Origin of the sequence: Francisella orientalis FNO12 (genome assembly GCF_001042525.2) — a bacterium.
Taxonomy (GTDB): domain Bacteria; phylum Pseudomonadota; class Gammaproteobacteria; order Francisellales; family Francisellaceae; genus Francisella; species Francisella orientalis.
Genome location: NZ_CP011921.2, coordinates 204,902 through 228,821 on the forward strand (window position 1 = coordinate 204,902; position 23,920 = coordinate 228,821).

Below are 23,920 nucleotides of genomic sequence, written 5' to 3' on the forward strand. Positions count from 1 at the left end.
TAGCATTTGAAACTATTTAAATCAAAAAAAACTGATAAAAACGGAGAATAATAACTAATGGCAACTATAAATCAGTTGGTGAACAACCCTCGCAAGAGATCGGTTGTTAAGTCTAAGGTTCCTGCGTTAAAGGCGTGTCCTCAAAGAAGAGGTGTGTGTACAAGAGTGTATACTACAACTCCTAAGAAGCCTAACTCAGCACTTAGAAAAGTGGCTCGTGTAAGATTAACGAGTGGATTTGAGGTGACAAGCTACATCGGTGGTGAAGGTCATAACCTGCAAGAGCATAGTGTTGTGCTTATTAGAGGTGGTAGGGTTAAAGATTTGCCAGGTGTGCGTTACCACATTGTTAGGGGTGCTTTAGATACTTCAGGTGTTAATAATCGTAAGCACGGTCGTTCAAAGTATGGTACTAAGCGTCCTAAGTCTTAATTTGTGTTTAAAGTTTAACATTTGAAGAAGGTGTAAAAATGTCTAGAAGAAATAGAGCTCCTAAAAGAGATATTCTACCTGATCCTAAGTTTAAGAGTCAGGTTGTTGCTAAGTTTGTAAACCATATTATGCTAGATGGTAAAAAATCTGTTGCAGAAAAGATTGTATATGGTGCGTTTGATAAGATTAAAGCTAAAGATGCTTCTGCTAATGAAGTTGAAGTTTTTGAAAAGGCTTTAGATAGTGTTAGTCCTATGGTAGAAGTTAAGTCACGCCGTGTTGGTGGTGCTACATACCAAGTTCCTGTAGAAGTTAGACCAGAGCGTCGTCAAACTTTAGGTATGAGATGGATTATAGATGCTGCGCGTAAGAGAAAAGAAAGTACTATGAGTGATAGAGTTGCTGCGGAGATTCTAGAAGCTATAGAGGGTAGAGGCGCTGCTGTCAAGAAAAGAGAAGATACTCATAAGATGGCTGAAGCTAACAAAGCATTTGCTCACTTTAGATGGTAATAGGAGATTAGAAATGCCTCGTAATACAGCTTTAGAAAAATATAGAAATATTGGTATCTGTGCTCACGTTGATGCTGGTAAAACAACAACTACAGAGCGTATCCTTTTCTATACAGGGTTATCTCATAAGATCGGTGAGGTACATGATGGTGCAGCTACTATGGACTGGATGGAGCAAGAGCAGGAGAGAGGTATTACAATTACTTCTGCTGCGACAACTACTTTCTGGTCTGGTATGGATCAGCAGTTTGAAAAGCATCATATAAACATTATTGATACTCCGGGTCACGTTGACTTCACTATTGAAGTAGAGCGTTCTCTTCGTGTACTAGATGGTGCGGTTGTTGTGTTCTGTGGTTCATCAGGTGTTGAGCCTCAGTCAGAAACTGTATGGCGCCAAGCTAACAAATATGGTGTTCCAAGAATTGTATTTGTAAACAAGATGGACAGATCAGGTGCTGACTTTGAGAGAGTTTGTGGCCAAATCAGAACTCGTCTTAAGGCTAATGTTGTTCCTGTTCAGTTGAATATTGGAGCAGAAGAAGACTTCAAAGGAGTTGTAGATCTTATTAGAATGAAGGCAATTATGTGGAATGAGGTAGATCAAGGTCTTACTTACGATCTTGTTGAAATTCCAGTTGAACTTCAAGATAGAGCTGAAGAACTTCGTATGGAGATGATGGAAGCAGCAGCTGAAGCTTCTGAAGAGCTAATGGATAAGTATCTTGAAGAAGGTGAGCTCTCTAATGAGGAGATTAAGCAAGGTTTACGTACTAGAGTTCTTGCGAATGAGATTGTTTTAGCATTCTGTGGTTCTGCATTTAAGAACAAGGGTGTTCAAGCGGTTCTTGATGGTGTTGTTGATTACTTGCCTGCTCCAAACCAAGTTCCTGCTATTAAGTGTGAGACTGAAGATGGCGAACCAGCTTCTAGATCTTCATCTGATGATGAGCCATTTGCAGCTTTGGCATTTAAACTCGCTACAGACCCGTTTGTGGGTAACTTAACGTTTATTCGTATTTACTCTGGTGTGCTTAAGTCTGGTGATGCTGTATATAATCCTGTTAAAGGTAAAAAAGAGCGTGTAGGTCGTATCGTACAGATGCACGCGAATAAGCGTGAAGAGATTAAGGAAGTTCGTGCTGGCGATATTGCTGCTTGTATCGGTCTTAAGGATGTAACTACAGGTGATACTCTTTGTGATCTTGATAAGTCAGTAATTCTTGAGAGAATGGATTTCCCAGAGCCAGTAATTTCTGTTGCTGTTGAGCCAAAAACTAAAGCAGACCAAGAAAAAATGTCTATAGCTTTAGGTAAGTTAGCTGCAGAGGATCCGTCTTTCAGAGTTAAGACTGATGAAGAGTCGGGTCAAACAATTATTTCTGGTATGGGTGAGCTTCACTTAGATATTATTGTTGATCGTATGAGACGTGAGTTTAAGGTTGAAGCTAATGTAGGTAACCCACAGGTTGCTTATAGAGAGACTATTCGCGGAACTGTTGAGCAAAATAGTAAGTTTGTTCGTCAGTCGGGCGGTCGTGGTCAGTATGGTCATGTTGTGGTTAAGTTTGAGCCTTTAGAGGTCTCTACTAATGATGCTGGCGAAGAAAAAATATTTGAGTTCGTTGATGAGATTGTTGGTGGTGTGATACCTAAAGAATTTATTGGTCCTGTTGCTAAAGGTATCGAAGAGCAAATGACTAATGGTGTGTTGGCTGGATATCCTATGATTGGTGTTAAGGCTACTCTATTTGATGGTTCGTACCATGATGTTGACTCATCTGAGATGGCATTTAAAATTGCTGGCTCTATGGCTCTTAAAGAAGGTACAAAGAAAGCTAACGCTTGTATACTTGAGCCGATCATGAAGGTTGAGGTTGTGACTCCAGAGGATTATCTTGGTGATGTCATGGGTGATCTTAACAGAAGAAGAGGTATAATCGAAGGTATGGATGAGAATCCAAGTGGTAGAGTGGTTAGTGCTCTAGTTCCTCTTGCTGAAATGTTTGGTTATGCTACTAACGTTCGTTCTATGAGTCAAGGTAGAGCATCTTTCTCTATGGAATTTAAGAAGTATGCAGAAGTGCCAAACAATATTGCAGATGAAATCATCAAATCACGTAACTCATAATTAAAAGGATAAATTTAAAATGGCTATAAATAATCAGCGTATCAGAATTAGATTGAAAGCCTTTGATCATAAGCTTATCGATATTTCTACTCAAGAAATTGTTGATACAGCTAAGAAAACAGGGGCGCAAGTTAAAGGGCCAATCCCCTTACCGGTTCGTAAAGAGAAGTTTACAATTCTTATTTCTCCGCACGTAAACAAAAAAGCAAGAGATCAATATGAAATCAGAACTCATAAGAGATTGATTGATATTGTAGAGCCTACAGATAAAACTGTCGATGCTCTAATGAAGCTAGATTTAGCATCAGGTGTTGATGTTCAGATCAGTTTAAGCTAGTATATACGTTACTTTTTTTGAAAACTTTTCAAAAATAGTATCAATTAGGTCTTCGCGGTCAATCGTAATCGCGAAGTTAATATAATAATAATAGAGGATATAATAATGTCTTTAGGATTAGTTGGTCGCAAATGTGGTATGACTCGTATATTTACTGAAGATGGTGTTTCTATTCCTGTAACAGTTGTTCAAGTTGAGGCTAATAAAGTTACTCAAGTTAAAACTACTGAAACAGATGGATATAATGCTGTCCAAGTAACTACTGGTTTTAAAAAGCGTTCTAATGTAAACAAACCTACAGCAGGCCATTATGCGAAAGCTGGTGTTGAGCCTGGTAGAGGTTTGTGGGAGTTTGCTATTGATAACGCTTCTGAGTATGAAATTGGTGCGTCTATAGATGCTACAATTTTCGAAGCAGGCCAGAAGGTTGATGTTAGAGGTGTGTCTAAAGGTAAAGGTTTCCAAGGTGGTGTTAAGCGTCACAACTTTGCTACGCAAGATGCTACTCATGGTAACTCTCTTTCTCATAGAGTTCATGGTTCTACTGGTCAAAATCAGACTCCAGGTAGGGTGTTTAAGAACAAAAAGATGGCTGGTCACTTAGGTAGCGAGAATGTTACTATTCAGTCACTTGAAGTGCTGAGAGTGGATGCGGAAAATGGTTTATTGCTTTTGAAAGGTGGTATTCCAGGTTCAGTTGGTGGAGATATTGTCGTTACTCCAGCTGTTAAAAGTTAGTAGATAAATATTAATTATACCGGAGAGTTGTTGTGGACTTAAATATTAAATCTTTAGCTGGTTCAGAGGCTGGTGTAGTAGGTGTTGCAGACGGAGTTTTTGCAGCGGACTATAATGAATCTCTGATTCATCAGGTTGTTGTTGCTTATATGGCAGGCGCTCGTCAAGGTACTAAGGCTCAAAAAACTAGATCAGAAGTGTCTGGTGGTGGAGCTAAGCCTTGGAGACAAAAAGGTACGGGTAGAGCAAGAGCAGGTACTATCCGTTCGCCTATCTTCAGAAAGGGAGGTGTTACATTTTCAGCTAAGCCTAAAAGCTATAAGCAAAAAGTAAATCGTAAAATGTACTCAGGTGCAGTTAAATCTATATTATCTGAGCTTGTAAGATCAGATAGAATGACTGTGGTTGAATCATTGAAATTAGAAACTCCTAAAACAAAAGAATTCAAATCAATAGTTGATTCTTTAGGCGTTAAAGACGTTCTTTTTGTTGTTGGTGTGGAAGAGTTTAATGAAAATTTATACTTATCTTCTAGAAACCTTAAGAATGTAGCAGTATGTGATTCTGTGGAAATTAATCCAGTTTCTTTGGTTTGTTTTGAAAATGTAGTTTTCACTGAGCAAGCTATCAAGGAAATAGAGGAGAAGCTAGTATGAATTCTCAAGAAAAATTATTAAAAACTGTTGTTAGACCTCACATTTCTGATAAAACTTATGGTCTTTCAGATGCTAATTCAACTATAGTATTCGAAGTAGCTAGAACCGCAACTAAGCAGGATGTGAAAAGTGCTGTAGAGAAGCTTTTTGAGGTAAAAGTTGAGTCTGTGAATATCCTTAACGTTAAGGGTAAAGCGCGTAGATTTGGTCGTGTTGAGGGTAGAACAAAAGCATGGAAAAAGGCTTATGTAAAACTTGCTGAAGGACATGACATCAATTTTGTTGGTGCAGAGTAACTTAAAGAAGGTTTATAATCATGATTGAAATAAAAAAAGCTAAACCTACTTCACCTGGCCGTCGCCATGTAGTGAGCGTAAAGAATACAGAATTACATACAGGTAAGCCATTCAAAGGTTTAGTAGAGGTTAAGAAAAGTAAAGCTGGTAGAAATAATACTGGTAGAATTACAGTTCGTCATCAAGGTGGCGGACATAAGCAGTATTATCGTATTGTTGACTTTAAGAGAAATAAAGATGATATCGTAGCTAAGGTTGAGAGAATCGAGTACGATCCTAACCGTAGTGCAAATATCGCATTAGTATTGTATGCTGATGGTGAGAGAAGATATATCATTGCTCCTAAAGGTCTAAAGAAGGATATGTCTGTTGTTTCAGGTGAAAAAGTAGATGTTGCAGTTGGTAACTGTATGCCTTTGAGAAATATTCCTCTAGGTACTGTTATTCATAATATCGAAATGAAGCCTAAAAAAGGTGCGCAAATGATTAGAAGTGCTGGTACTTTTGCTCAGTTGGTTGGTAAGGATAATGCTTACGCAATTATTCGTCTAAGATCAGGTGAGATGAGAAGAGTACTTTTAGATTGTAGAGCGGTTATTGGTGTTGTTTCTAATTCTGAGCACAACTTGAAGTCTTTAGGTAAAGCTGGTGCTAAGCGCTGGAGAGGTATAAGACCTACTGTTAGAGGTGTGGCTATGAACCCGGTAGATCATCCACATGGTGGTGGTGAGGGTCGTACATCTGGTGGTAGACATCCAGTTACACCATGGGGTATCCTAACTAAAGGTTATAAGACGCGTAAAAATAAGCGTTCTAATAAGTTGATTGTTCAAAAACGTAAGTAATTAGGGAGAAAGTTGTGCCTCGTTCATTAAAAAAAGGACCTTTTGTAGATCATCATCTTTTAAAGAAGGTTTTTGAAGCGCAAGAAAGTAATTCTAAAAAGCCAATCAAAACATGGTCAAGAAGATCATTGATTGTGCCAAATATGATAGGTTTAACTATAGCTGTACATAACGGTCAGCAGCATGTGCCTGTTCTTATGACTGAGGAAATGGTAGGTCATAAATTAGGTGAGTTTGCTGTTACTCGTAACTACCGTGGTCATGCAGCTGATAAAAAAGCTAAGAAGAAATAGTTGGGGTTAGGATACATGGAAGTACAAGCTAAATTAAAATTTGCAAGAATCTCAGCTCAAAAATGTAGATTGGTCGCTGATCAAATCAGGGGTTTACCTGTAGAAAAAGCTATTAATCTTTTGACTTTTAGCAATAAGAAAGCAGCAGTGTTATTTAAAGAGGTTTTAAGTTCAGCAATCGCTAATGCAGAGCATAATGATGGTATGGATGTCGATTCTTTATTTGTTTCAACTGTATTTGTTGACGAAGGTCCTACTATGAAGCGTTTTGAAGCTAGAGCAAAAGGTCGAGGTAATCGTATTTTAAAGAGAACTTCACATATTACCGTGAAAGTTGCTGAGAAAAATTAAGAGGTGTAGTAAAAATGGGTCAAAAAGTAAATCCTAATGGAATTCGATTAGGCATAGTAAAAGAGCATAATTCAACTTGGTATGCTGACTCTTCTGACTACGCTACTAAGCTTAATGAAGATATCAAGGTTAGAGAGTTTTTGCATAAAAAGCTTGCAGCAGCTGCAGTTAGTAAAATCCAGATTGAGAGACCTGCTCAAAATGCTAAGATTACAATTCATACAGCAAGACCTGGTATTGTAATTGGTAAGAAAGGTGAGGATGTTGAGAAGTTACGTGCTGATGTTAATAAGTTGATGGGTGTACCTGTTCAAATTAATATCGAAGAAGTGCGTAAGCCAGAAATCGATGCTAAGTTAGTGGCAGATAGCGTAGCTCAGCAGCTAGAAAAAAGAGTAATGTTCAGAAGAGCTATGAAAAAAGCTATGCAGGCTGCTATGAAATCTGGTGCTAAAGGTATCAAGATAATGGTAAGCGGCCGTTTAGGTGGTGCTGAGATTGCTCGTTCTGAGTGGGCTAGAGATGGTAGAGTTCCGCTACAAACTTTTAGAGCAGATGTGGATTATGCAACATCAAAAGCTTTAACTACTTATGGTATTATAGGTGTTAAAGTTTGGATCTATAAGGGTGAAGTTCTTCCTGGTCAAATGAATCAGAAAAATAATAAAAAAGGAGCTAAATAATGCTACAGCCTAAGCGTACAAAGTTTCGTAAACAGCAGAAGTTGCGTAATAGAGGCTTGGCTCACAGAGGTAACAAGGTAAGCTTTGGTGAGTTTGGTCTACAAGCGACATCTAGAGGTAGGATTACTGCTAGACAAATTGAGGCAGGAAGAAGAGCGATCAGCCGTCATATCAAGCGTGGTGGTAAAGTTTGGATTAGGATCTTCCCTGATAAGCCGATTACTCAAAAGCCTCTTGAAGTTCGTATGGGTAAAGGTAAGGGTTCAGTTGAATATTGGGTTGCTCAAATTCAGCCGGGTCGTGTACTATATGAAATTACTGGTGTAAAAGAAGAACTAGCGCGTGAAGCTTTTGCTAGAGCGGCAGCTAAAATGCCAGTGCAGACAACTTTTGTTGAAAAGCAGGTGATGTAATGAAAAGAAATGATACTTTAAAAGATTTTAGAGATAAAAGTATTGACCAATTACAAGAAGTGAAAATAGAGTTATTGCAACAGTTATTTTCTCTTCGTATGCAGAAGGGTACAGGGCAATTAAAGAAAAATCACTTGTTCAAAAGTGCTAAAAGAGATATTGCTCGTATAAATACAATAATATCAGAAAAGAATAAATAGGTGCCTTGAAGATGAGCGATAAAATTAGATTGTTAGAAGGTAAAGTTTCTAGCGTAGCTATGGATAAAACTGTAGTTGTAAAAGCTGAAAGATATGTTAAGCACCCTTTATATGGTAAGTTTGTTAAAAAAACAACAAAATACTATGTTCATGATGAAAATAATGAATGTAAAGAAGGTGATGTTATCAAATTCAAAGAAACTAGACCATATTCAAAAACTAAGAAATGGTGTCTAGTTGATATTATCAATAGAGAAAAATAATAAATTTGATTTTATTATAGTTTATTGGTATATTTATCGGACTGCAAAATACACAGCAGTCCTGTATAATAATAATTAAGGGTTATTTGTATGATTCAAATGCAAACAGAACTTCAAGTTGCTGATAATAGTGGCGCTAAGAGAGTTGAATGTATTAAAGTTTTGGGTGGTTCACACCGTAGATATGCATCTATAGGAGATGTTATAAAAGTTACTGTGAAAGAAGCTGCTCCAAGAGGTAAAGCTAAAAAAGGATCTGTATATAATGCTGTTGTTGTAAGAACTGCTAAAGGTGTGCGTAGAAAAGATGGTTCTAAAGTCAGATTCGATGATAATGCAGCTGTGCTTCTAAACAATAATGGTCAACCTATAGGAACTCGTATCTTTGGTCCTGTTACTAGAGAATTACGTACGGAAAAGTTCATGAAGATCGTATCTTTAGCACCAGAAGTACTATAGTCATATTTATTGAGGTGTAGATAATGAATAGATTAAAAAAAGGTGATGATGTAATAGTTATCGCTGGTAAAGATAAGGGTCGTAGAGGCGTTGTTAAGTCATTCGCTAAGGGCGGTTCTTTAGTTTTGGTGGAAGGTATTAATATTGTTAAAAAACATGTTAAGCCTAACCCTAATAGAGGTGTAGAAGGTGGGGTTGTTGAAAAAGAATTTCCTGTTGACGCTTCTAACGTTGCTATCTTTAACCCTGCTACTGAGAAAGCAGATAGAGTGGGTTATAAGTTTGTTGATGAGAAAAAGGTTCGCTACTTTAAATCTAATGGCGAACTTATAGACTTATAGGACTAAGTTTTTATGGCAAGATTAAAAGATTATTATCAAAAAGAGCTTGTAGCTAAGTTAAAGTCTGAGCTAAATCTAGATAATATAATGGAAGTGCCTTCTATTAAGAAAATTACTCTTAATATGGGTGTTGGTGATGCTGCGAAAGACAAAAAAATAATGACTTTTGCGTTAAATGATTTGACAGCTATTGCTGGTCAAAAACCAGTTGTTACTATGTCTAAGAAATCGATTGCTGGTTTCAAAATTCGTGACGGATGGCCGATAGGCGCTAAAGTTACTTTACGTGGTGAGCGTATGTACGAATTTTTAGATAGACTTATAACAATTGCTATTCCTAGAATTAGAGATTTTAGGGGTTTAAGTGCTAAATCCTTTGATGGAAGAGGCAATTATAGTCTAGGTATAAAAGAGCAAATCTCTTTTCCTGAAATTGATTATGACAAAATTGACTCTATCAGAGGTTTAGATATTTCGATAACTACTACAGCTAAAAATGATGATCAAGGAAGAGCTTTGCTTAAAGCATTTGGTTTTCCTTTTAAGTCTTAATTTAAATTGGGGTTTTAAATGGCAAAAAAATCAATGATTCAGAGAGAATTAAAGAGAGAAAAATTAGTAGCTAAATATGCTCAAAAAAGAGCTGAGCTTAAAGCTATTATTCTTGATATAAATTCTACTGAAGAACAAGTATGGGAAGCTCAAATTAAACTGCAAAAGTTACCGGTAAACTCTTCAGCTTCTAGAGTTCAAAGAAGATGTAAGGTTACAGGTAGACCACATGCTGTATACAGAAAGTTTGGCTTATGCCGTAATAAGCTTAGAGAGTATGCAATGGCAGGTGATGTTCCTGGTTTGAAAAAAGCTAGTTGGTAATAAGGAATTTAAGTTATGAGTATGCAAGATCCAATCGCGGATATGTTTACAAGAATTAGAAATGGTCTTTCTGCTGAGAAAGAGGTTATTTCTGTACCATTTTCTAAGATGAAAATGGAAATCGCGAACTTTTTAGTTAACGAAGGTTATATTAAAGGTTGTACAAAAGGTACAACTGCTGCTGATCATCCTTCAATTGAAATTAAGCTTAAGTATCATGCTGGCGCTCCTGTGATTGAAATGATAAAAAGAGTTTCTAGACCAAGTTTGAGAATTTATAAGTCTCATGAAGAACTACCAATAGTATATGGTGGTTTTGGTGTTGCTATCATTTCTACGTCTAAAGGTTTAGTCAGTGATAGAAAAGCAAGAGATCTTGGTGTTGGTGGTGAAATTATCGGCTACGTAGCTTAAGTTAGCAAGGAGATTTGATATGTCAAGAATAGGTAAAAAACCTGTTGCTATCCCAAGTGGCGTTACGATAAATGTTGCTGCTGGTAATCAGGTTGAAGTTAAGAGCACTAAAGCGACTTTAAATAAGACTTTTTCTATAGATGTAACTTTTAGTATTGAAGATGGAGTAGCAACTGTATCACCTAAGAATAATAGTAAGAATGCTATTGCTCAGTCTGGTACTGCAAGAGCTATACTTAACAATATGGTTGAGGGTGTAAGCAAGGGATTTGAAAGAAAGCTTAAGATTATAGGGGTTGGTTACCGTGCTAAAGCTCAAGGTAATGAACTTAATCTTACGCTAGGATTCTCACACCCAGTTGTTTATAATTTACCTCAGGGCATAACAGCTGAAACTCCAGCTCCTACAGAAATTATTCTAAAAGGTGCTGATAAAGAGGTTTTAGGTAAAGTAGCTTCTGAAATTAGAGAATATAGAAAACCTGAACCATATAAAGGTAAAGGTGTTCGTTATGAAGATGAATACGTAGCGAAAAAAGAAGCTAAGAAGAAGTAGTTAGGTAAGGGATAGTAAATTATGGATAAAAAAACAGCTCGTTTAAGTCGTAGTAAGCGTACTAGAATTAAACTAAAAGAGCTTGGTCATACTAGACTATGTGTTTATAGAACGCCTAGACATGTGTATGCTCAGGTAATATCTGGTGATGGTTCTACTGTATTAGCCGCGGCATCTACTGTAGAGAAAGATGTAAAAGCGAAGTGTAAATATACTGGGAATGTTAACTCTGCTGCAATCGTTGGTGAAATTATCGCTAATAGATGTAAAGAGAAGGGTATTTCTAAGGTTGCTTTTGATAGATCTGGATATAAGTATCATGGACGTGTTAAAGCTTTAGCAGAAGCTGCTAGAGAGCATGGTCTTCAGTTTTAATAAATAAAATATGGATGATTATTCATTATGTCTAATGAAGTGAAAAAAAACGAGGAACTGATTGAAAAGTTAGTTAGTGTTAAAAGACACTCTAAGACAGTTAAGGGTGGTAGAATTATGAGCTTTGCCGCATTGACTGTTGTAGGTGATGGTAAAGGTAGAATTGGTGTGGGTAGAGGTAAGTCGAGAGAAGTACCTGCTGCTATCCAAAAGGCTATGGAAAACGCTAAAAAGAACATGGTATCAGTTAACTTAAATAATGATACGTTATGGTACCCTGTAATGTCTAACCATGGTGCTTCAAAAGTATTTATGCAGCCAGCTTCTGCTGGTACTGGTATTATTGCTGGTGGTGCTATGCGTTCAGTTTTTGAAGCTGTTGGTGTACACAACGTTTTAGCAAAAACATACGGCTCAACTAATCCAGCTAATGTTGTAAGAGCAACAATTGCAGGTTTAGCAAAAATTAAATCACCAGAAGAGATCGCTGATAAAAGAGGTCTATCTGTTGAAGAGATTCAGGGGTAATTAGAAATGACTCAAGCTAAAACATTTAAAGTTACTTTAGTAAAAAGCCTAATTGGTCGTAAAGAAAACCATATAGCATCAGCTAGAGGTTTAGGCCTAAGAAAAATAAACCACACTGTTGAAGTATTAGATACTCCAGAGAATCGTGGTATGGCAAGCAAAATATATTATATGGTTAAGATAGAGGGCTAGTATAAATATGAAATTAAATACAATTGCTCCTGCTGCTGGCTCTAAAAATGCTCCTAAAAGACTAGGGCGTGGTATTGGAAGTGGTTTAGGTAAAACTTCTGGTAAAGGCCATAAAGGTCAAAAAGCTCGTTCAGGTGGCTATCATAAAGTAGGTTTTGAAGGCGGTCAGATGCCTATACAAAGAAGATTGCCAAAATTTGGTTTTACTTCCGCGTCTAAAAGATTTGTTGCTGAAATTAGGTTGCATGAATTAAATAATGTAGCTCTTGAAGAAGTAACATTAGATAGTTTAAAAGATTCTACTCTTATAAGAAAAGATATCAAATCAGTAAAAATAATAGTTAGTGGAGAAATCCAAAAAGCGGTTAGCCTTAAGGGTATAGCTTTCACTAAAGGTGCTAAAGAAGCTATTGAAAAAGCTGGTGGTAAGGTAGAGTAAGATTTAAGATATGTCAAAGTATAATAGTGCTTCTGGTACAACAGGTGAATTGAAATCAAGACTAATTTTTGTAGTTATTGCGATATTAGTATTTAGATTGGGTGTATATATTCCTATACCTAATATTGATCCTACTAAATTAGTTGAGATTATATCAAATCAACACTCATCAACAGGTGGCTTGATGAGTATGTTTAATATGTTCTCTGGAGGTGCTCTTACTCAAATGAGTATTTTTGCTTTGGGTGTGATGCCTTATATTTTGGCATCTATTATTTTTCAGATGCTTTCTGCTGTATATCCTAAGTTTATAGAGCTGAAAAAAGAAGGCGAATCTGGTCAAAAGAAAATAACTCAATATACAAGATACTTAACTCTTGCTTTGGCTATAGTACAATCATTTGGTATTGTTGCGTTTGTATTGCATCAGGATGGTTTGGTTACCACAAACAATATGGGGTTATTTTATTTAACTACTATTGTTTCAGTAACTACAGGTAGTATGTTTTTGATGTGGTTAGGTGAGCAAATTACAGAAAGAGGTGTAGGTAATGGAATATCACTACTAATCTTCTCTGGTATTGTTGCGAACTTACCATTTGAGATCTCTAATACGCTATCACAGGCCAACCAACATGTAATATCTTACTTATCTGTTTGGGTTCTATTGATACTTCTTTTGCTAGTAATTGCTTTTGTGGTATTTATGGAAAGTGCTCAAAGAAAAATTACAGTAAACTATGCTAAGAGACAGCAGGGCAGAAAAATGTTTGCTGCTCAAACTAGTCATTTGCCATTGAAACTAAACATGGCAGGTGTGATCCCAGCAATTTTTGCATCATCTATACTTATGGTGCCTGGTGTATTGCTTGGTTGGTTGTCTAACTATAATTCACTTGATTGGTTTGCTGATGTTGCAGAACTATTACAGCCTGGTAGTATTGTATATACTGTAGTATTCGCTGCGACAATTATTTTCTTTTGTTTCTTCTATACTTCATTGGTTTTTAATCCAAAAGAAACAGCAGATAATCTTAAAAAATCTGGTGCTTACATTTCTGGTGTGAGACCTGGTGAGCAAACAGCTAAGTATATTGATACAGTTATGACTAGACTAACTTTGGTTGGTTCACTGTACATCACAGCAATATGTTTATTGCCAATTTTTGTGGTTAAGTTCTTTGCTCAAGGACTATCATTTACATTTGGCGGTACTTCTTTACTAATTGTAGTAGTTGTAATGATGGACTTTATGGCTCAGGTTAGATCTCATATGATGTCAACACAGTATGATTCTTTACTAAAGAAAGCAAATCTTAGTGGTAAGAGAAAATAGAGAAATATTTTTGGAGAAATATAATGAAAGTTAGAGCTTCAGTTAAAAAAATGTGTAGAAACTGTAAAGTTATCAAACGTAATAGAGTTGTTCGTGTGATATGTACAGACCTTAGACATAAGCAAAGACAAGGTTAATCGATCAAGCAAATTAAATAAAGCTTGATTATTTGTTTTTAAAAAGCTATCCTAGCAAGTTACAAAATGCAACAGATGGCAACTAAATTAAGAATAATTATTAGGAGTGAAGTAGAGATGGCTCGTATAGCTGGTGTTAATATTCCTGTTCATAAACATACAGTGATAGGATTAACTACAATTTATGGAATAGGTAAAACAAGAGCGCAACAAATTTGCCAATCTTGCAAAGTAGATCCAACTGTTAAGATTAAAGATTTATCTGAAGAACTGATTGAAACTTTAAGAACAGAAGTTGCTAAGTTTACGGTAGAAGGCGATTTACGCCGTGAAGTTTCTATGGACATAAAAAGACTTATGGACTTAGGTTGCTTCATAGGTAGAAGACATCGTCGTAGCCTTCCTGTAAGAGGACAAAGAACGAAGACTAATGCACGTACTCGTAAGGGTCCAAGAAAGCCAATAAAGGCGTAATACAATTATAACTATAAAGATTAAAGGGTAGATTATATGGCTAAGTCTGTTAGATCATCAAAGAAAAAAGTAAAAAGAGTAGTGACTGATGCAGTTGCTCATATTTACTCATCTTTTAATAACACTATAGTAACTATTACTGATAGACAAGGTAATGCTTTATCTTGGGCTACTTCTGGTGGTAGTGGCTTTAGAGGTTCAAGAAAAAGTACACCTTTCGCTGCTCAGGTAGCTGCTGAAAGAGCCGCTGATATGGCTCTTGAGTACGGTGTAAAAAACGTAGATGTTTTAGTAAAAGGACCTGGTTCAGGTAGAGATTCTGCTGTTAGAGCTTTAAATGCTAAAAACTTAAAAGTAACAAGCATAACAGATGTGACTCCATTACCTCATAATGGTTGTCGTCCTCCTAAGAAACGTCGTGTTTAATATTTTAAAGGGAAATTAATAATGGCTAGATATCTAGGACCAAAATGTAAACTTTCTAGAAGAGAAGGTACAGACTTATTTTTAAAAAGTGGCGTAAAAGCTAACGACGAAAAATGTAAAATGAATACTGCACCAGGTCAACATGGAGCAAGAAGAGCGCGCCTATCTGACTATGGTTTACAGTTAAGAGAAAAGCAAAAAGTTCGTCGTATGTACGGTGTTTTAGAAGGTCAATTCAAAAAATACTATGTTGAAGCTAATAGAAGAAAAGGTAACACTGGTGCTACTTTGTTAGAAATATTAGAATCAAGGTTAGACAATGTTATTTATAGAATGGGCTTTGCTGCTACACGTGCTGAAGCTAGACAGCTTGTTGTGCATAAAGGTATTTTAGTTAATGGACATACTTGTAATGTTCCCTCAGCTCAAGTTAAAGCTGGTGATGTAGTTGCTGTTAGAGAAAAAGCTAAAAAGCAGTTAAGAATTCAAAATGCTGTTGAGCTTGCTAAGCATAGAAAAGAACTTTCTTGGATTGATGTTAATACTGATTCTTTAGAAGGTACTATGAAGTCTTCACCAGACAGATCAGAATTATCTGCAGACATAAATGAACAGTTAATCATCGAGCTTTACTCTAAGTGATATTTTATTATTTTTTTAAAGACTCGTATATAGCCTTATTTCAAGGAGATTTTTTTAGTGAGTAATAATAATTCAAATCAGGAATTTGTACCTAATATACAGCTTAAAGAAGAGTTAGGGGCTTTTGGATATAAAATTCAAGTTTCTCCTGTAGAAAAAGGTATGGCTCATATCCTTGGTAACTCTATTAGAAGATTTTTATTATCTTCATTGTCAGGTGCTTCTATTATTAAAGTCAATATTAGTGGTGTTCTACATGAATACTCGACTTTAGAAGATGTTAAAGAAGACGTTGTTGAGATTGTTTCTAATCTGAAGAAGGTTGCAATAAAACTTGATAAAAATGTATCAAAAGTAGAATTAGAGCTATCAGTAACTAAGTCTGGTGTTGTGACTGCTGGCGATTTCAAAACTACTCAAGGTATTGAAATAATTAACAAGGATCAACCTATTGCTACTCTAACTAATGAAAGAGAATTCAGCTTAGTAGCTACCGTCAGTGTAGGTAGAAATGTTGGAATCCTTTCAGCATTACCAACCGAACTTGAAAAAGTTGGAGATATAGCAGTTGATGCTGATTTTAATCCGATAAAAAGAGTTGCTTTTGAAATCTTTGATAATGGTGCTAGTGAGACTCTAGAAGTATTTGTGAAAACAAATGGTACTATTGAGTCACTAGCAGCTGTTACAAAAGCTCTTAAGTATTTCTGTGAGCAGATATCGGTATTTGTATCTCTTAGAGTACCTAGCAATGGTAAAACTGGAGATGCTTTATTAGATTCTAATATTGATCCTATATTGCTTAAACCAATTGATGACCTAGAGTTAACTGTTAGATCATCTAATTGTTTGAGAGCAGAAAATATCAAGTATTTAGGTGACTTAGTACAGTATTCAGAATCACAGCTTATAAAGATACCTAATTTAGGTAAAAAATCTCTAAATGAGATCAAGCAAATATTAATAGATAACAACTTATCTCTAGGTGTTCAAATTGATAATTTTAGAGAATTAGTTGAAGGAAAATAAACATATATAGTAATCATATAATATTAACTATAAAGGAGTAATTACTATGAGACATCTTAAAAAAGGTAGTAAATTCGGCAGAACTAGTAGTCATAGAAAAGCTATGTTTAAGAACATGTCAGCATCTTTGATTAATCATGAGCTTATTAAAACTACTTTACCAAAAGCTAAAGAGTTAAGAACTATAGTTGAGCCTCTAGTAACATTAGCTAAAAGAGAATATAAATTAAGAAATGAATTAGATGTTAATTCTAATGAGTTTAAAGCACAATCAGTTGCTCTTAGAAGACAAGCTTTCGACTTCTTAAGAAATAAAGCTGCTGTAATTAAGCTTTTTGAAGAGTTTGGTGCTCGTTATGCTAAAAGAGCAGGTGGTTATACTAGAATTCTTAAGTGTGGTTATAGATTCGGTGATAAAGCTCCTATGGCTTTCATTGAATTGGTTGATAGACCTCAAGTTGAAGAATCAGCTGACGAAGAATAATAATCCCTTTTCTATATTTATCTTTAACAAATATTTCTATTTTAAATTTAACCTATACTTATAAATTTTGCTAAACTCTTAATAAAAGAGTTATGAAAAATTATCATATGTTACAAAAAATTTATCAGAGTATAATAATTGTTCTTGTTATTATAGATTCTTTTACTTTAATTGCTCAGATCGATTAAGGTGATATTGATTATCTAAATTATATTAATATAACTTTCTCAGCTATATTTTCTATTGAGTATATTGTTAGATTAATTATTGCTCGTAGAAAACTAGTTTTTATTTTCGGCTTTTATAATGTTATTGATTTTATAGCTATATTTTTACCATTAATATTATCATTGTTTGGTATTAATTCTCATGAGTTAATAGTTTTGAGGTTACAAAGAGTATTCAAAATTTTCCAGAATACAGCAATTATGAATAGATTAATTAATGTATTTAAAAAAATCTATCTCAAGTTATTGGTATCATACTGCTTAATTTTTGTAATATTGATAATATCTTGTATCTGGATGTTTTATGCTGAGCATGATGCTCAACCTCAGGTTTTTTCATCTATATCCAATACTTTGTGGTGGGGTGTTATTACTCTTACTACGGTAGGTTATGGAGATATGTTTCCTATCACACTTTTAGGCAGGTTAATAGCAGTAATAGTTTCTATGTTGGGAATTGGCGTTTTCGCTATCCCAAGTAGTTTGATTGGGGGCGCTTTTATTGACGAAATACATTAAGAAAGAGAATTAGCTGCTAAAAATAAACGAAAAGTATAATAATTATCTAAAAAGCATTTTTTATATACTAAAAAGTCTTGAAAAAATAGTAATAACTCTCATATACATATTTGTCATAAAGTTATTTGAAAAGTATAACAAAAGAGGGTTCTATAAATGTCAGAGAAAAAATATACATTTGAAACAGAAGTTGATAAGTTGCTTCATCTTGTGATCCATTCATTATATTCAAATCGAGAAATCTTCTTAAGGGAGCTTGTATCTAATAGCTCTGATGCTATCGAGAAGTTAAGATATGAAAGTATCTCAAATGCAGCTTTGAATGAAGATGATAATGATTATGCTATCAGAATTGATTTTGATAAAGATGCAAAAACAATTACTGTTAGTGATAATGGTATTGGTATGACTGAAGAAGAAGTTATTGAGAACCTTGGTACAATCGCAAAATCAGGTACTAAGAAGTTTTTAGAAAGCTTAACTGGTGATAAAAGTAAAGATAATGACTTAATTGGTCAGTTTGGTGTTGGTTTTTATTCATCATTTATCGTTGCTGATAAAGTTACAGTTAGAACTAGAAAAGCAGGTCAAGATAAATCTCAAGCTACTAAATGGGTTTCAGATGCTCAAAATGGCTTCACAGTTGAGACTATTACAAAAGAGAAGCGTGGTACAGAGATTACTCTTCATATTAAAGAAGAGCACTTAGATTTACTTGAGTTTCATTTGCTTAAAGGTCTGGTTAATAAGTATTCAGATTGTATCAATACTCCGATTCAAATGAAAAAAGTTGAGCACGATAAAGATGGTAAAGAAACTATCAAAGATGGGTATGAGACAATAAACAATACTAAGGCTATTTGGTTAAGATTAAAAGAAGAAGTAACTGATGAAGAGTATCAAGAGTTTTATAAATATATTTCTCATGATTTTGCAAATGCTTCAATGTGGATACATAACAAAGTAGAAGGTAATCTTGAGTATAATAGCTTGTTGTATATTCCTGAGAATAAGCCTTTTGATTTCTGGAATAGAGATAAGGATTATGGACTATCACTATATGTGCGTAGAGTCTTTATTATGGAGAATAAGGAATTATTACCTCCATATTTAAGATTTGTTAAGGGTGTGATTGATTCTGCTGATTTGCCACTTAATGTATCGCGTGAGATATTACAGCATAATAAAGTTATTGATAAGATTAAAAAAGCGATAACAACTAAAATTCTAAGCGAACTTAAGAAGCTAGCTAGTAAAGATACAGAAAAATATCAAAAGTTCTGGGATAGTTTTGGTCAGGTGCTGAAAGAAGGTGTTTCTGATGATTACTCAAACAAAGAAAAGATCGCAGGCTTATTAAGATTTGCGACTACTGAAAGTGGTGATGCTAAGCAGACTGTATCATTAGCTGATTACATTTCACGCATGAAAGAAGGTCAAGATACTATTTACTATATTACATCTGATAGTTATAAGGCTGCTGTAAATAATCCGCAACTTGAAGCATTCAAGAAGAAAGGTATCGAAGTTATCTTGATGACAGATAGAATCGATGAATGGATGATGTCTACTTTGACTGAGTTTGATGGTAAGCATATGAAGTCTATTATCAAAGGTGATATCGATCTTCATAAATTTGAGACTCCAGAGAACAAAGAAAAATTCGAGAAAGAAGCGAAAGACTTTGAAAGTGTTTTAAAAGAAATCAAAGAAGTTTTAAAAGATAAGGTTGAGGAAGTACGTTTGTCTAAGCGTTTGACAGATTCTCCAAGCTGTGTGGTTGTAAATGACTATGGTATGAGCCTACATATGCAAAAGATGATGGAAGAAGCTGGTCAAGGGTTTATGCCTGGTATGGGTATGAAGCCTATCTTAGAGCTTAATGCAGAGCATAATTTAGTTCAAAAGCTTAAAAATGAAGCAGATACAGAAATATTTGCTGACTTATCTGAGCTTTTACTTCTTCAGGCAATGTTTGTCGAAGGTGCTAAGATAGAAGATCCAATGGCTTTTGTTAAGCTTGTAAATAAATATATTAGATAGTTTTTTCTCTAAATATTTTATAATAAACTCTAAAAATACATTCACAACTTGTAATAAGCCTTGATCTTTACACAAGTAACTGTCACAAAGATAACTATTTGTATATCATATTTAATATACAAATGAGGATATATTATAAATAGTCGTAAGTTTCAAGCTACTTCGGAAGGTAGATCTATTAAAATATCTCAAGTTAATAGTATTATAGATAATGATTTTATTAATGAATTATTAGATGAATTTTCAAAAGAATCTATATCAGCCATTTATTTTGGGAATTTGGATGATTTGGAGATTAATTTAAGTATTTTAGACAAATATTGCCCGCCTCTTAATTTTATAAGATGTGAGATTTCCTTGGTCAAAGCATATGGACGATACTTATTTGATTTTGAGGAATGTAAGTTTTATGGCAATAAGGAATATAGTTTTGAATATAATAACGATCAAAAAGAATTAGTTATTTGGAGATTTATTAACTCAATTTGTGTAGGAACTGAAGGTAATAGAAAAGAGTAGTCTCCACAATTTTGTTTTAAAGGAAATGCAGATTTAACATTTCAGAATAGGTCGTTTCCTTGCCACATCTATATAGATGGTAAATTCACTGATTTGAAATTCGTAAATATAGTTAATAATCAGAAAATTCTCAAAAGTACTAATGACTATGATTTAGGTAAAAGAAATCGTAATATGAGTTTTTATAATGGTTCTAGTATTAATGCTAGTAATATAAAATCTATCGAAATAAGTGATGTTACGGAAGATATGAAATTATTGATATCTGGAGAGATCGGTAAACTTATACTTAATAATTTGGAAATAGATAAACTAAATATAATAAATAGTAGATTTAAATCATTGCCTAATTTCGACGATAAATCGTCAATAAAGAACTCTGTAGATATTGACAAAAAATCTTTTGATAATCTTTTAAATATAGAAAAAGCTGGCTCACTAGAGTTTAGCCGACTAGCAGAATTTTTTAATCGTAATAATGCTTATATGGAAGCACAGCCGCTACATAGACACTATTTGTTGGAAAAAGCTAAAGAGTCTAAAAATTATGGTTTAAAGTTTTGGGTTTGGTTTTATAGTTTGGTAAATGGTTGTGGGACTAGTTTGCTTAAGCCTTTTATAGGTGTTTTATACTGTTGGCTATTTACATATCTGATATTCTTATCATTAAGTATAAAATTAGTAATGTCCGTTAAATCAACAGGAGTAATAGTATATTCTAGTTATTCCGTGCTATTTTCTATTAAACAGGCTCTTTTAGTAACAGTACCACTATTAGCAACTATTCATAAACCAGAAATTGAAATGCTTGATAATGGACTGTTACAGATATTTGTAAATTTTCTAATGATAGTTTCTTATTTGTTAGTCTTTCTTATGGCTTTACAGATTAGGAAATTATTAAGGTTAAAGGATTAGTTTAGATAATTCACTCTGCTACATGTTTTCCTAGAAGCATATACAAAAGTGCTTTTTGGACAAATTTTCTATTTAGGCTTTGTTGGAAAATAACAGAACATTTATCATCAGGGAGATCTTCGCTAACTTCTTTACCTCTTTCCATCGGCATACAATGCATAAAGATAGCATTATTATTTGCGTATGACATTAGCCCTTTATTTACCTGAAATCCTACAAAAGCATCTTCTGCTGTTGGTTCAAAGCCCATGCTACACCAAACATCAGTATATACAGCATCACATCCTTTGACAGCTTCTTTAGGATCATGAAAACCTTTAACTATACTTAGATCATGAAGTTGATCTAAAATCTTTTTGTCTGGTTTATGACCTTCAGGACATGCATAATGTACCTCTAAGCCGATAGTATTAGCTAATAATAACAAACTGTATAAGATATTATTAGAATCACCTATATAAGCTATTTTTAGAGAATCTAAACCACCAAGAACTTCTTTTAAAGTTAGTAAGTCTGCTAATGTTTGGCAAGGATGATATAAGTCTGTTAGAGCATTTATAATAGGAACTTTAGAGTAAAAAACCATTTCCTCAACATCGCTATCAGCAAATGTTCTAATCACAACAGCAGAGCAATAGTTTTGTATCACTCTAATAAAATCTTTGGGCTGTTCATTCTTTCTCGAAGTTGAGACACTCTCAATTAGATTACCACCCATTTCGATAATAGCAGCAGAGAAACTAAAACGAGTTCTAAGAGATGGCTTGTCAAAAATCAGAGCAATTATCTTATCTTTTAAGGCATGGTTATATTTTTGAGGATTAGTTTTCATATCTTGGGCTATTTGCATGATATTTTCAAAATCATTAGTTGTTATTTCTGATCCAGAAAGTAGATGATTAAAAGATAAGTTTTTCATATTCCTCCTCCAAATACACAAGTTGTTCCTAGTTCTTCTGCATTAAATAATATTTTTTTGGTTAAAATCTTCTCTTGATTACCATTTAGTATGCAGATGGTTTTTTTTGAGCAATTTAAAAAGTTTTTTATTGAGTCAAGTTTGATGCTCATTCCACCAATAGCTGTTTTATTTTCAATTAGTTTTGAAATATCTTTTACAGATAGGCTTTTGATTAGATTACCATTATTATCAAGTACACCATTTTGATCGGTTATATAGATAAGTTCATCGACATCACAAATAATAGCCAGCTCAGATGCAACATTATTGGCATTGACATTTACTGACTCAAATTTATCGGTAAGACAAATCGTTGCAACTATAGGTATTAGCCCTTGTGGTAGAGCTTTTAGGATAACTGTAGGATCAACATCTTTGACTAAACCGACATAACCATATTTATCTTTATCGATTAGGCTACAAGTAATTAAGTTACTATCCTCACCAGATATGCTAATACCATCTAAATTGATACTACTAAACATTTGCGAGAGCTTTTTGTTAACTCTATATAGAGCCATTTGAATTATTTCCATATGTTCTTTTGGAGTAACTCGTAAACCATCTAGAAATTTTGTTTGAACATTGTGCTTTTCTAGACACTTGGTTATAAATTTACCACCACCGTGGACAATGATTATTTCTGCTCCAGCTTCTTTTAGGTTTTTTATATCAATACATAGATTTATTATAACTTTTTCATCTTCAAGTACTGAGCCACCTAGTTTTATTAGGATTCTTTTATTTGCTAATTCTTTCACGATAAATACTCCGCATTTATGTTTACATACTGCTGAGTTAGGTCACAGCCCCATGCTATTGCTTGTTGGTTCCCTTGAGAAAATTTGACATCAATAGTTATAGTATCTTCTTTCATGGTATTTTTAAGATTTGTTAAATCATCTGATACAGGTAAGCCATTAGCAAAGATCTTTTGTCCTTGCATAAATATTTGGCAACTTTCTAGAGTTTGCTCATCTATATCAACTTCGCCAATTTTTGCTAAAACTCCTCCCCAATTTGGAGATTCGCCATATATTGCTGTTTTGACTAGAGAGCTAGAGATTATTTTCTTTGCTAACTCTTTGGAAAGTGTTTCATCGTTTAGACCTGTAACTTTTGCCTCGATAAGCTTGGTTGCTCCTTCGCCATCACGAGCAATATTTTTAGCTAAAATCACAGCTATTTCATGTACACAATCATTTGTAGACATATCACCATCTACTGAGATCATATTGAAACTGTTGTCACTTGATTCTCTAAGGATTTCTTGAGCTAAATGAATATCTATATAAGCATCTGTTAGAAAATATCCAAGCATTGTTGCCATATTTGGGTTTATCATTCCAGAGCCTTTGCAAATTCCAGTAATAGTTATTTCCCCTGTGGATAGCTGTATTTTCTTGTAAACTGATTTGGGTAATAGGTCTGTAGTTAGTATTGAGATCGCAAATTTATCGGCAATATTTGATACGCTATTTACTAGTTTTGGTATAGCAGATGTTATTTTATCAATAGACATTTGCTGACCAATAACACCAGTGGAGGCAATCAAGACTTGCTCAGATGAACAGTTTAGTTCTGTTGCTAAACTATCAACTACTTGCTGGTTATGTTTATCGCCTATCTCTCCTGTAGCAGCATTAGCTTGACCACTATTTGTTATGATTGCTTTGATATTACCTGCTGGTAACAAATTCATACAATATTTAACTGGTGCGGCTTTACATTTGTTTTTTGTAAAAACTCCTACAGCTTTACAGTTTTTTTCTGAAATTATAACTCCTAGATCTGGACGATAGAGCCTAACACCACAATTTACACCACCTGTTAAAAATCCTTTTGGTAATTTTGTTCTAAATAAGCTCTCCATGT

The 23,920-nt window shown here is 34.4% G+C and carries 38 protein-coding genes; 35 read left to right on the top strand and 3 right to left on the bottom strand.

Annotated elements, in window-relative coordinates; translation table 11 throughout:
- Positions 1-57: 57 nt before the first annotated feature.
- The 35 genes from rpsL (at position 58) to FNO12_RS01255 (ending at position 21,084) form a co-directional block, all read left to right on the top strand.
- Positions 58-432, top strand: coding sequence for a 30S ribosomal protein S12 (gene rpsL / locus FNO12_RS01085; RefSeq protein ID WP_003035357.1), 375 nt, complete (start codon positions 58-60; stop codon positions 430-432).
- Between the two features lie 38 nt (positions 433-470).
- A complete protein-coding gene (gene rpsG, locus FNO12_RS01090) occupies positions 471-944 on the top strand; it encodes a 30S ribosomal protein S7 (RefSeq protein WP_014714326.1) in 474 nt (157 codons plus the stop codon).
- Between the two features lie 13 nt (positions 945-957).
- The gene (gene fusA, locus FNO12_RS01095; RefSeq protein WP_014714327.1) at positions 958-3,075 is read left to right on the top strand and encodes an elongation factor G; all 2,118 of its coding nucleotides are present in this window, start codon (positions 958-960) and stop codon (positions 3,073-3,075) included.
- A gap of 19 nt (positions 3,076-3,094) precedes the next feature.
- A complete protein-coding gene (gene rpsJ, locus FNO12_RS01100) occupies positions 3,095-3,412 on the top strand; it encodes a 30S ribosomal protein S10 (RefSeq protein ID WP_004286618.1) in 318 nt (105 codons plus the stop codon).
- Positions 3,413-3,517: 105 nt separating this feature from the next.
- Entirely contained in the window at positions 3,518-4,150 is a 633-nt protein-coding gene (gene rplC, locus FNO12_RS01105) for a 50S ribosomal protein L3 (protein ID WP_014714328.1), read from the top strand.
- A gap of 32 nt (positions 4,151-4,182) precedes the next feature.
- Positions 4,183-4,806, top strand: coding sequence for a 50S ribosomal protein L4 (gene rplD / locus FNO12_RS01110; RefSeq protein ID WP_014714329.1), 624 nt, complete (start codon positions 4,183-4,185; stop codon positions 4,804-4,806).
- Positions 4,803-5,102, top strand: coding sequence for a 50S ribosomal protein L23 (gene rplW, locus FNO12_RS01115; RefSeq protein ID WP_014714330.1), 300 nt, complete (start codon positions 4,803-4,805; stop codon positions 5,100-5,102). The genes rplD and rplW overlap by 4 nt, the downstream gene beginning before the upstream one ends.
- A gap of 20 nt (positions 5,103-5,122) precedes the next feature.
- The gene (rplB, locus tag FNO12_RS01120) at positions 5,123-5,947 is read left to right on the top strand and encodes a 50S ribosomal protein L2 (RefSeq protein ID WP_014714331.1); all 825 of its coding nucleotides are present in this window, start codon (positions 5,123-5,125) and stop codon (positions 5,945-5,947) included.
- A gap of 14 nt (positions 5,948-5,961) precedes the next feature.
- Complete coding sequence (rpsS, locus tag FNO12_RS01125) at positions 5,962-6,240, top strand: 30S ribosomal protein S19 (RefSeq protein WP_014714332.1); 279 nt, start codon at positions 5,962-5,964, stop codon at positions 6,238-6,240.
- A 15-nt stretch (positions 6,241-6,255) separates the two neighbouring features.
- Positions 6,256-6,591 (top strand): 50S ribosomal protein L22, encoded by a 336-nt coding sequence (gene rplV / locus FNO12_RS01130; protein WP_014714333.1) that lies wholly within the window; start codon positions 6,256-6,258, stop codon positions 6,589-6,591.
- Positions 6,592-6,605: 14 nt separating this feature from the next.
- Positions 6,606-7,274 (top strand): 30S ribosomal protein S3, encoded by a 669-nt coding sequence (gene rpsC, locus FNO12_RS01135; protein WP_014714334.1) that lies wholly within the window; start codon positions 6,606-6,608, stop codon positions 7,272-7,274.
- Positions 7,274-7,687, top strand: coding sequence for a 50S ribosomal protein L16 (rplP, locus tag FNO12_RS01140; RefSeq protein ID WP_014714335.1), 414 nt, complete (start codon positions 7,274-7,276; stop codon positions 7,685-7,687). Before rpsC ends, rplP begins: the two co-directional genes overlap by 1 nt.
- Entirely contained in the window at positions 7,687-7,887 is a 201-nt protein-coding gene (rpmC, locus tag FNO12_RS01145; RefSeq protein ID WP_014714336.1) for a 50S ribosomal protein L29, read from the top strand. Before rplP ends, rpmC begins: the two co-directional genes overlap by 1 nt.
- A gap of 11 nt (positions 7,888-7,898) precedes the next feature.
- Positions 7,899-8,150 (top strand): 30S ribosomal protein S17, encoded by a 252-nt coding sequence (rpsQ, locus tag FNO12_RS01150; RefSeq protein ID WP_014714337.1) that lies wholly within the window; start codon positions 7,899-7,901, stop codon positions 8,148-8,150.
- Positions 8,151-8,240: 90 nt separating this feature from the next.
- Entirely contained in the window at positions 8,241-8,609 is a 369-nt protein-coding gene (rplN, locus tag FNO12_RS01155; protein WP_014714338.1) for a 50S ribosomal protein L14, read from the top strand.
- 23 nt (positions 8,610-8,632) lie between these two features.
- Positions 8,633-8,950: a 50S ribosomal protein L24 gene (gene rplX, locus FNO12_RS01160; protein WP_014714339.1), complete on the top strand. Its 318-nt coding sequence runs from the start codon at positions 8,633-8,635 to the stop codon at positions 8,948-8,950.
- Positions 8,951-8,962: 12 nt separating this feature from the next.
- Complete coding sequence (gene rplE, locus FNO12_RS01165; protein WP_014714340.1) at positions 8,963-9,502, top strand: 50S ribosomal protein L5; 540 nt, start codon at positions 8,963-8,965, stop codon at positions 9,500-9,502.
- Positions 9,503-9,520: 18 nt separating this feature from the next.
- On the top strand, positions 9,521-9,826 hold the full coding sequence (gene rpsN / locus FNO12_RS01170; RefSeq protein WP_004286604.1) for a 30S ribosomal protein S14: 306 nt from the start codon (positions 9,521-9,523) through the stop codon (positions 9,824-9,826).
- Between the two features lie 15 nt (positions 9,827-9,841).
- Positions 9,842-10,240, top strand: a complete 399-nt coding sequence (gene rpsH / locus FNO12_RS01175; RefSeq protein ID WP_014714341.1) for a 30S ribosomal protein S8 — start codon at positions 9,842-9,844, stop codon at positions 10,238-10,240.
- A gap of 19 nt (positions 10,241-10,259) precedes the next feature.
- The gene (rplF, locus tag FNO12_RS01180; protein WP_014714342.1) at positions 10,260-10,796 is read left to right on the top strand and encodes a 50S ribosomal protein L6; all 537 of its coding nucleotides are present in this window, start codon (positions 10,260-10,262) and stop codon (positions 10,794-10,796) included.
- Positions 10,797-10,817: 21 nt separating this feature from the next.
- Positions 10,818-11,171, top strand: coding sequence for a 50S ribosomal protein L18 (rplR, locus tag FNO12_RS01185; protein WP_014714343.1), 354 nt, complete (start codon positions 10,818-10,820; stop codon positions 11,169-11,171).
- A gap of 27 nt (positions 11,172-11,198) precedes the next feature.
- Entirely contained in the window at positions 11,199-11,699 is a 501-nt protein-coding gene (gene rpsE, locus FNO12_RS01190) for a 30S ribosomal protein S5 (RefSeq protein ID WP_014714344.1), read from the top strand.
- 6 nt (positions 11,700-11,705) lie between these two features.
- Positions 11,706-11,891, top strand: coding sequence for a 50S ribosomal protein L30 (rpmD, locus tag FNO12_RS01195; protein ID WP_014714345.1), 186 nt, complete (start codon positions 11,706-11,708; stop codon positions 11,889-11,891).
- 7 nt (positions 11,892-11,898) lie between these two features.
- Positions 11,899-12,330 (top strand): 50S ribosomal protein L15, encoded by a 432-nt coding sequence (gene rplO / locus FNO12_RS01200; RefSeq protein ID WP_014714346.1) that lies wholly within the window; start codon positions 11,899-11,901, stop codon positions 12,328-12,330.
- 10 nt (positions 12,331-12,340) lie between these two features.
- Entirely contained in the window at positions 12,341-13,666 is a 1,326-nt protein-coding gene (gene secY, locus FNO12_RS01205; RefSeq protein WP_014714347.1) for a preprotein translocase subunit SecY, read from the top strand.
- Positions 13,667-13,689: 23 nt separating this feature from the next.
- Positions 13,690-13,803, top strand: coding sequence for a 50S ribosomal protein L36 (gene rpmJ / locus FNO12_RS01210; RefSeq protein ID WP_014714348.1), 114 nt, complete (start codon positions 13,690-13,692; stop codon positions 13,801-13,803).
- A 117-nt stretch (positions 13,804-13,920) separates the two neighbouring features.
- The gene (rpsM, locus tag FNO12_RS01215) at positions 13,921-14,277 is read left to right on the top strand and encodes a 30S ribosomal protein S13 (protein ID WP_014714349.1); all 357 of its coding nucleotides are present in this window, start codon (positions 13,921-13,923) and stop codon (positions 14,275-14,277) included.
- A gap of 36 nt (positions 14,278-14,313) precedes the next feature.
- Positions 14,314-14,703, top strand: a complete 390-nt coding sequence (gene rpsK / locus FNO12_RS01220) for a 30S ribosomal protein S11 (protein WP_003021583.1) — start codon at positions 14,314-14,316, stop codon at positions 14,701-14,703.
- Positions 14,704-14,724: 21 nt separating this feature from the next.
- The gene (rpsD, locus tag FNO12_RS01225; protein ID WP_014714350.1) at positions 14,725-15,345 is read left to right on the top strand and encodes a 30S ribosomal protein S4; all 621 of its coding nucleotides are present in this window, start codon (positions 14,725-14,727) and stop codon (positions 15,343-15,345) included.
- A gap of 57 nt (positions 15,346-15,402) precedes the next feature.
- The gene (locus tag FNO12_RS01230; RefSeq protein ID WP_014714351.1) at positions 15,403-16,374 is read left to right on the top strand and encodes a DNA-directed RNA polymerase subunit alpha; all 972 of its coding nucleotides are present in this window, start codon (positions 15,403-15,405) and stop codon (positions 16,372-16,374) included.
- Positions 16,375-16,420: 46 nt separating this feature from the next.
- Positions 16,421-16,858 carry a 50S ribosomal protein L17 gene (gene rplQ, locus FNO12_RS01235; RefSeq protein ID WP_014714352.1) on the top strand — a complete coding sequence of 146 codons (438 nt, stop codon included), beginning with the start codon at positions 16,421-16,423 and terminating at the stop codon, positions 16,856-16,858.
- 251 nt (positions 16,859-17,109) lie between these two features.
- On the top strand, positions 17,110-17,604 hold the full coding sequence (locus FNO12_RS01240) for a potassium channel family protein (protein ID WP_231138696.1): 495 nt from the start codon (positions 17,110-17,112) through the stop codon (positions 17,602-17,604).
- 156 nt (positions 17,605-17,760) lie between these two features.
- Positions 17,761-19,647, top strand: a complete 1,887-nt coding sequence (gene htpG / locus FNO12_RS01245) for a molecular chaperone HtpG (RefSeq protein WP_014714354.1) — start codon at positions 17,761-17,763, stop codon at positions 19,645-19,647.
- Between the two features lie 357 nt (positions 19,648-20,004).
- Positions 20,005-20,166, top strand: coding sequence for a hypothetical protein (locus tag FNO12_RS09715; RefSeq protein WP_155105469.1), 162 nt, complete (start codon positions 20,005-20,007; stop codon positions 20,164-20,166).
- 93 nt (positions 20,167-20,259) lie between these two features.
- On the top strand, positions 20,260-21,084 hold the full coding sequence (locus FNO12_RS01255) for a hypothetical protein (RefSeq protein ID WP_014714355.1): 825 nt from the start codon (positions 20,260-20,262) through the stop codon (positions 21,082-21,084).
- 10 nt (positions 21,085-21,094) lie between these two features.
- On the opposite strand, the gene argF is transcribed toward FNO12_RS01255, so the two are convergent.
- From argF to FNO12_RS01270, 3 genes are read right to left on the bottom strand one after another with little or no spacing between them, the layout of a single operon-like run.
- Positions 21,095-22,003 (bottom strand): ornithine carbamoyltransferase, encoded by a 909-nt coding sequence (gene argF, locus FNO12_RS01260; RefSeq protein WP_014714356.1) that lies wholly within the window; start codon positions 22,001-22,003, stop codon positions 21,095-21,097.
- On the bottom strand, positions 22,000-22,806 hold the full coding sequence (gene argB, locus FNO12_RS01265; RefSeq protein ID WP_014714357.1) for an acetylglutamate kinase: 807 nt from the start codon (positions 22,804-22,806) through the stop codon (positions 22,000-22,002). The genes argF and argB overlap by 4 nt, the downstream gene beginning before the upstream one ends.
- Positions 22,803-23,918, bottom strand: coding sequence for a bifunctional ornithine acetyltransferase/N-acetylglutamate synthase (locus FNO12_RS01270; RefSeq protein ID WP_014714358.1), 1,116 nt, complete (start codon positions 23,916-23,918; stop codon positions 22,803-22,805). The genes argB and FNO12_RS01270 overlap by 4 nt, the downstream gene beginning before the upstream one ends.
- Positions 23,919-23,920 lie beyond the last annotated feature (2 nt).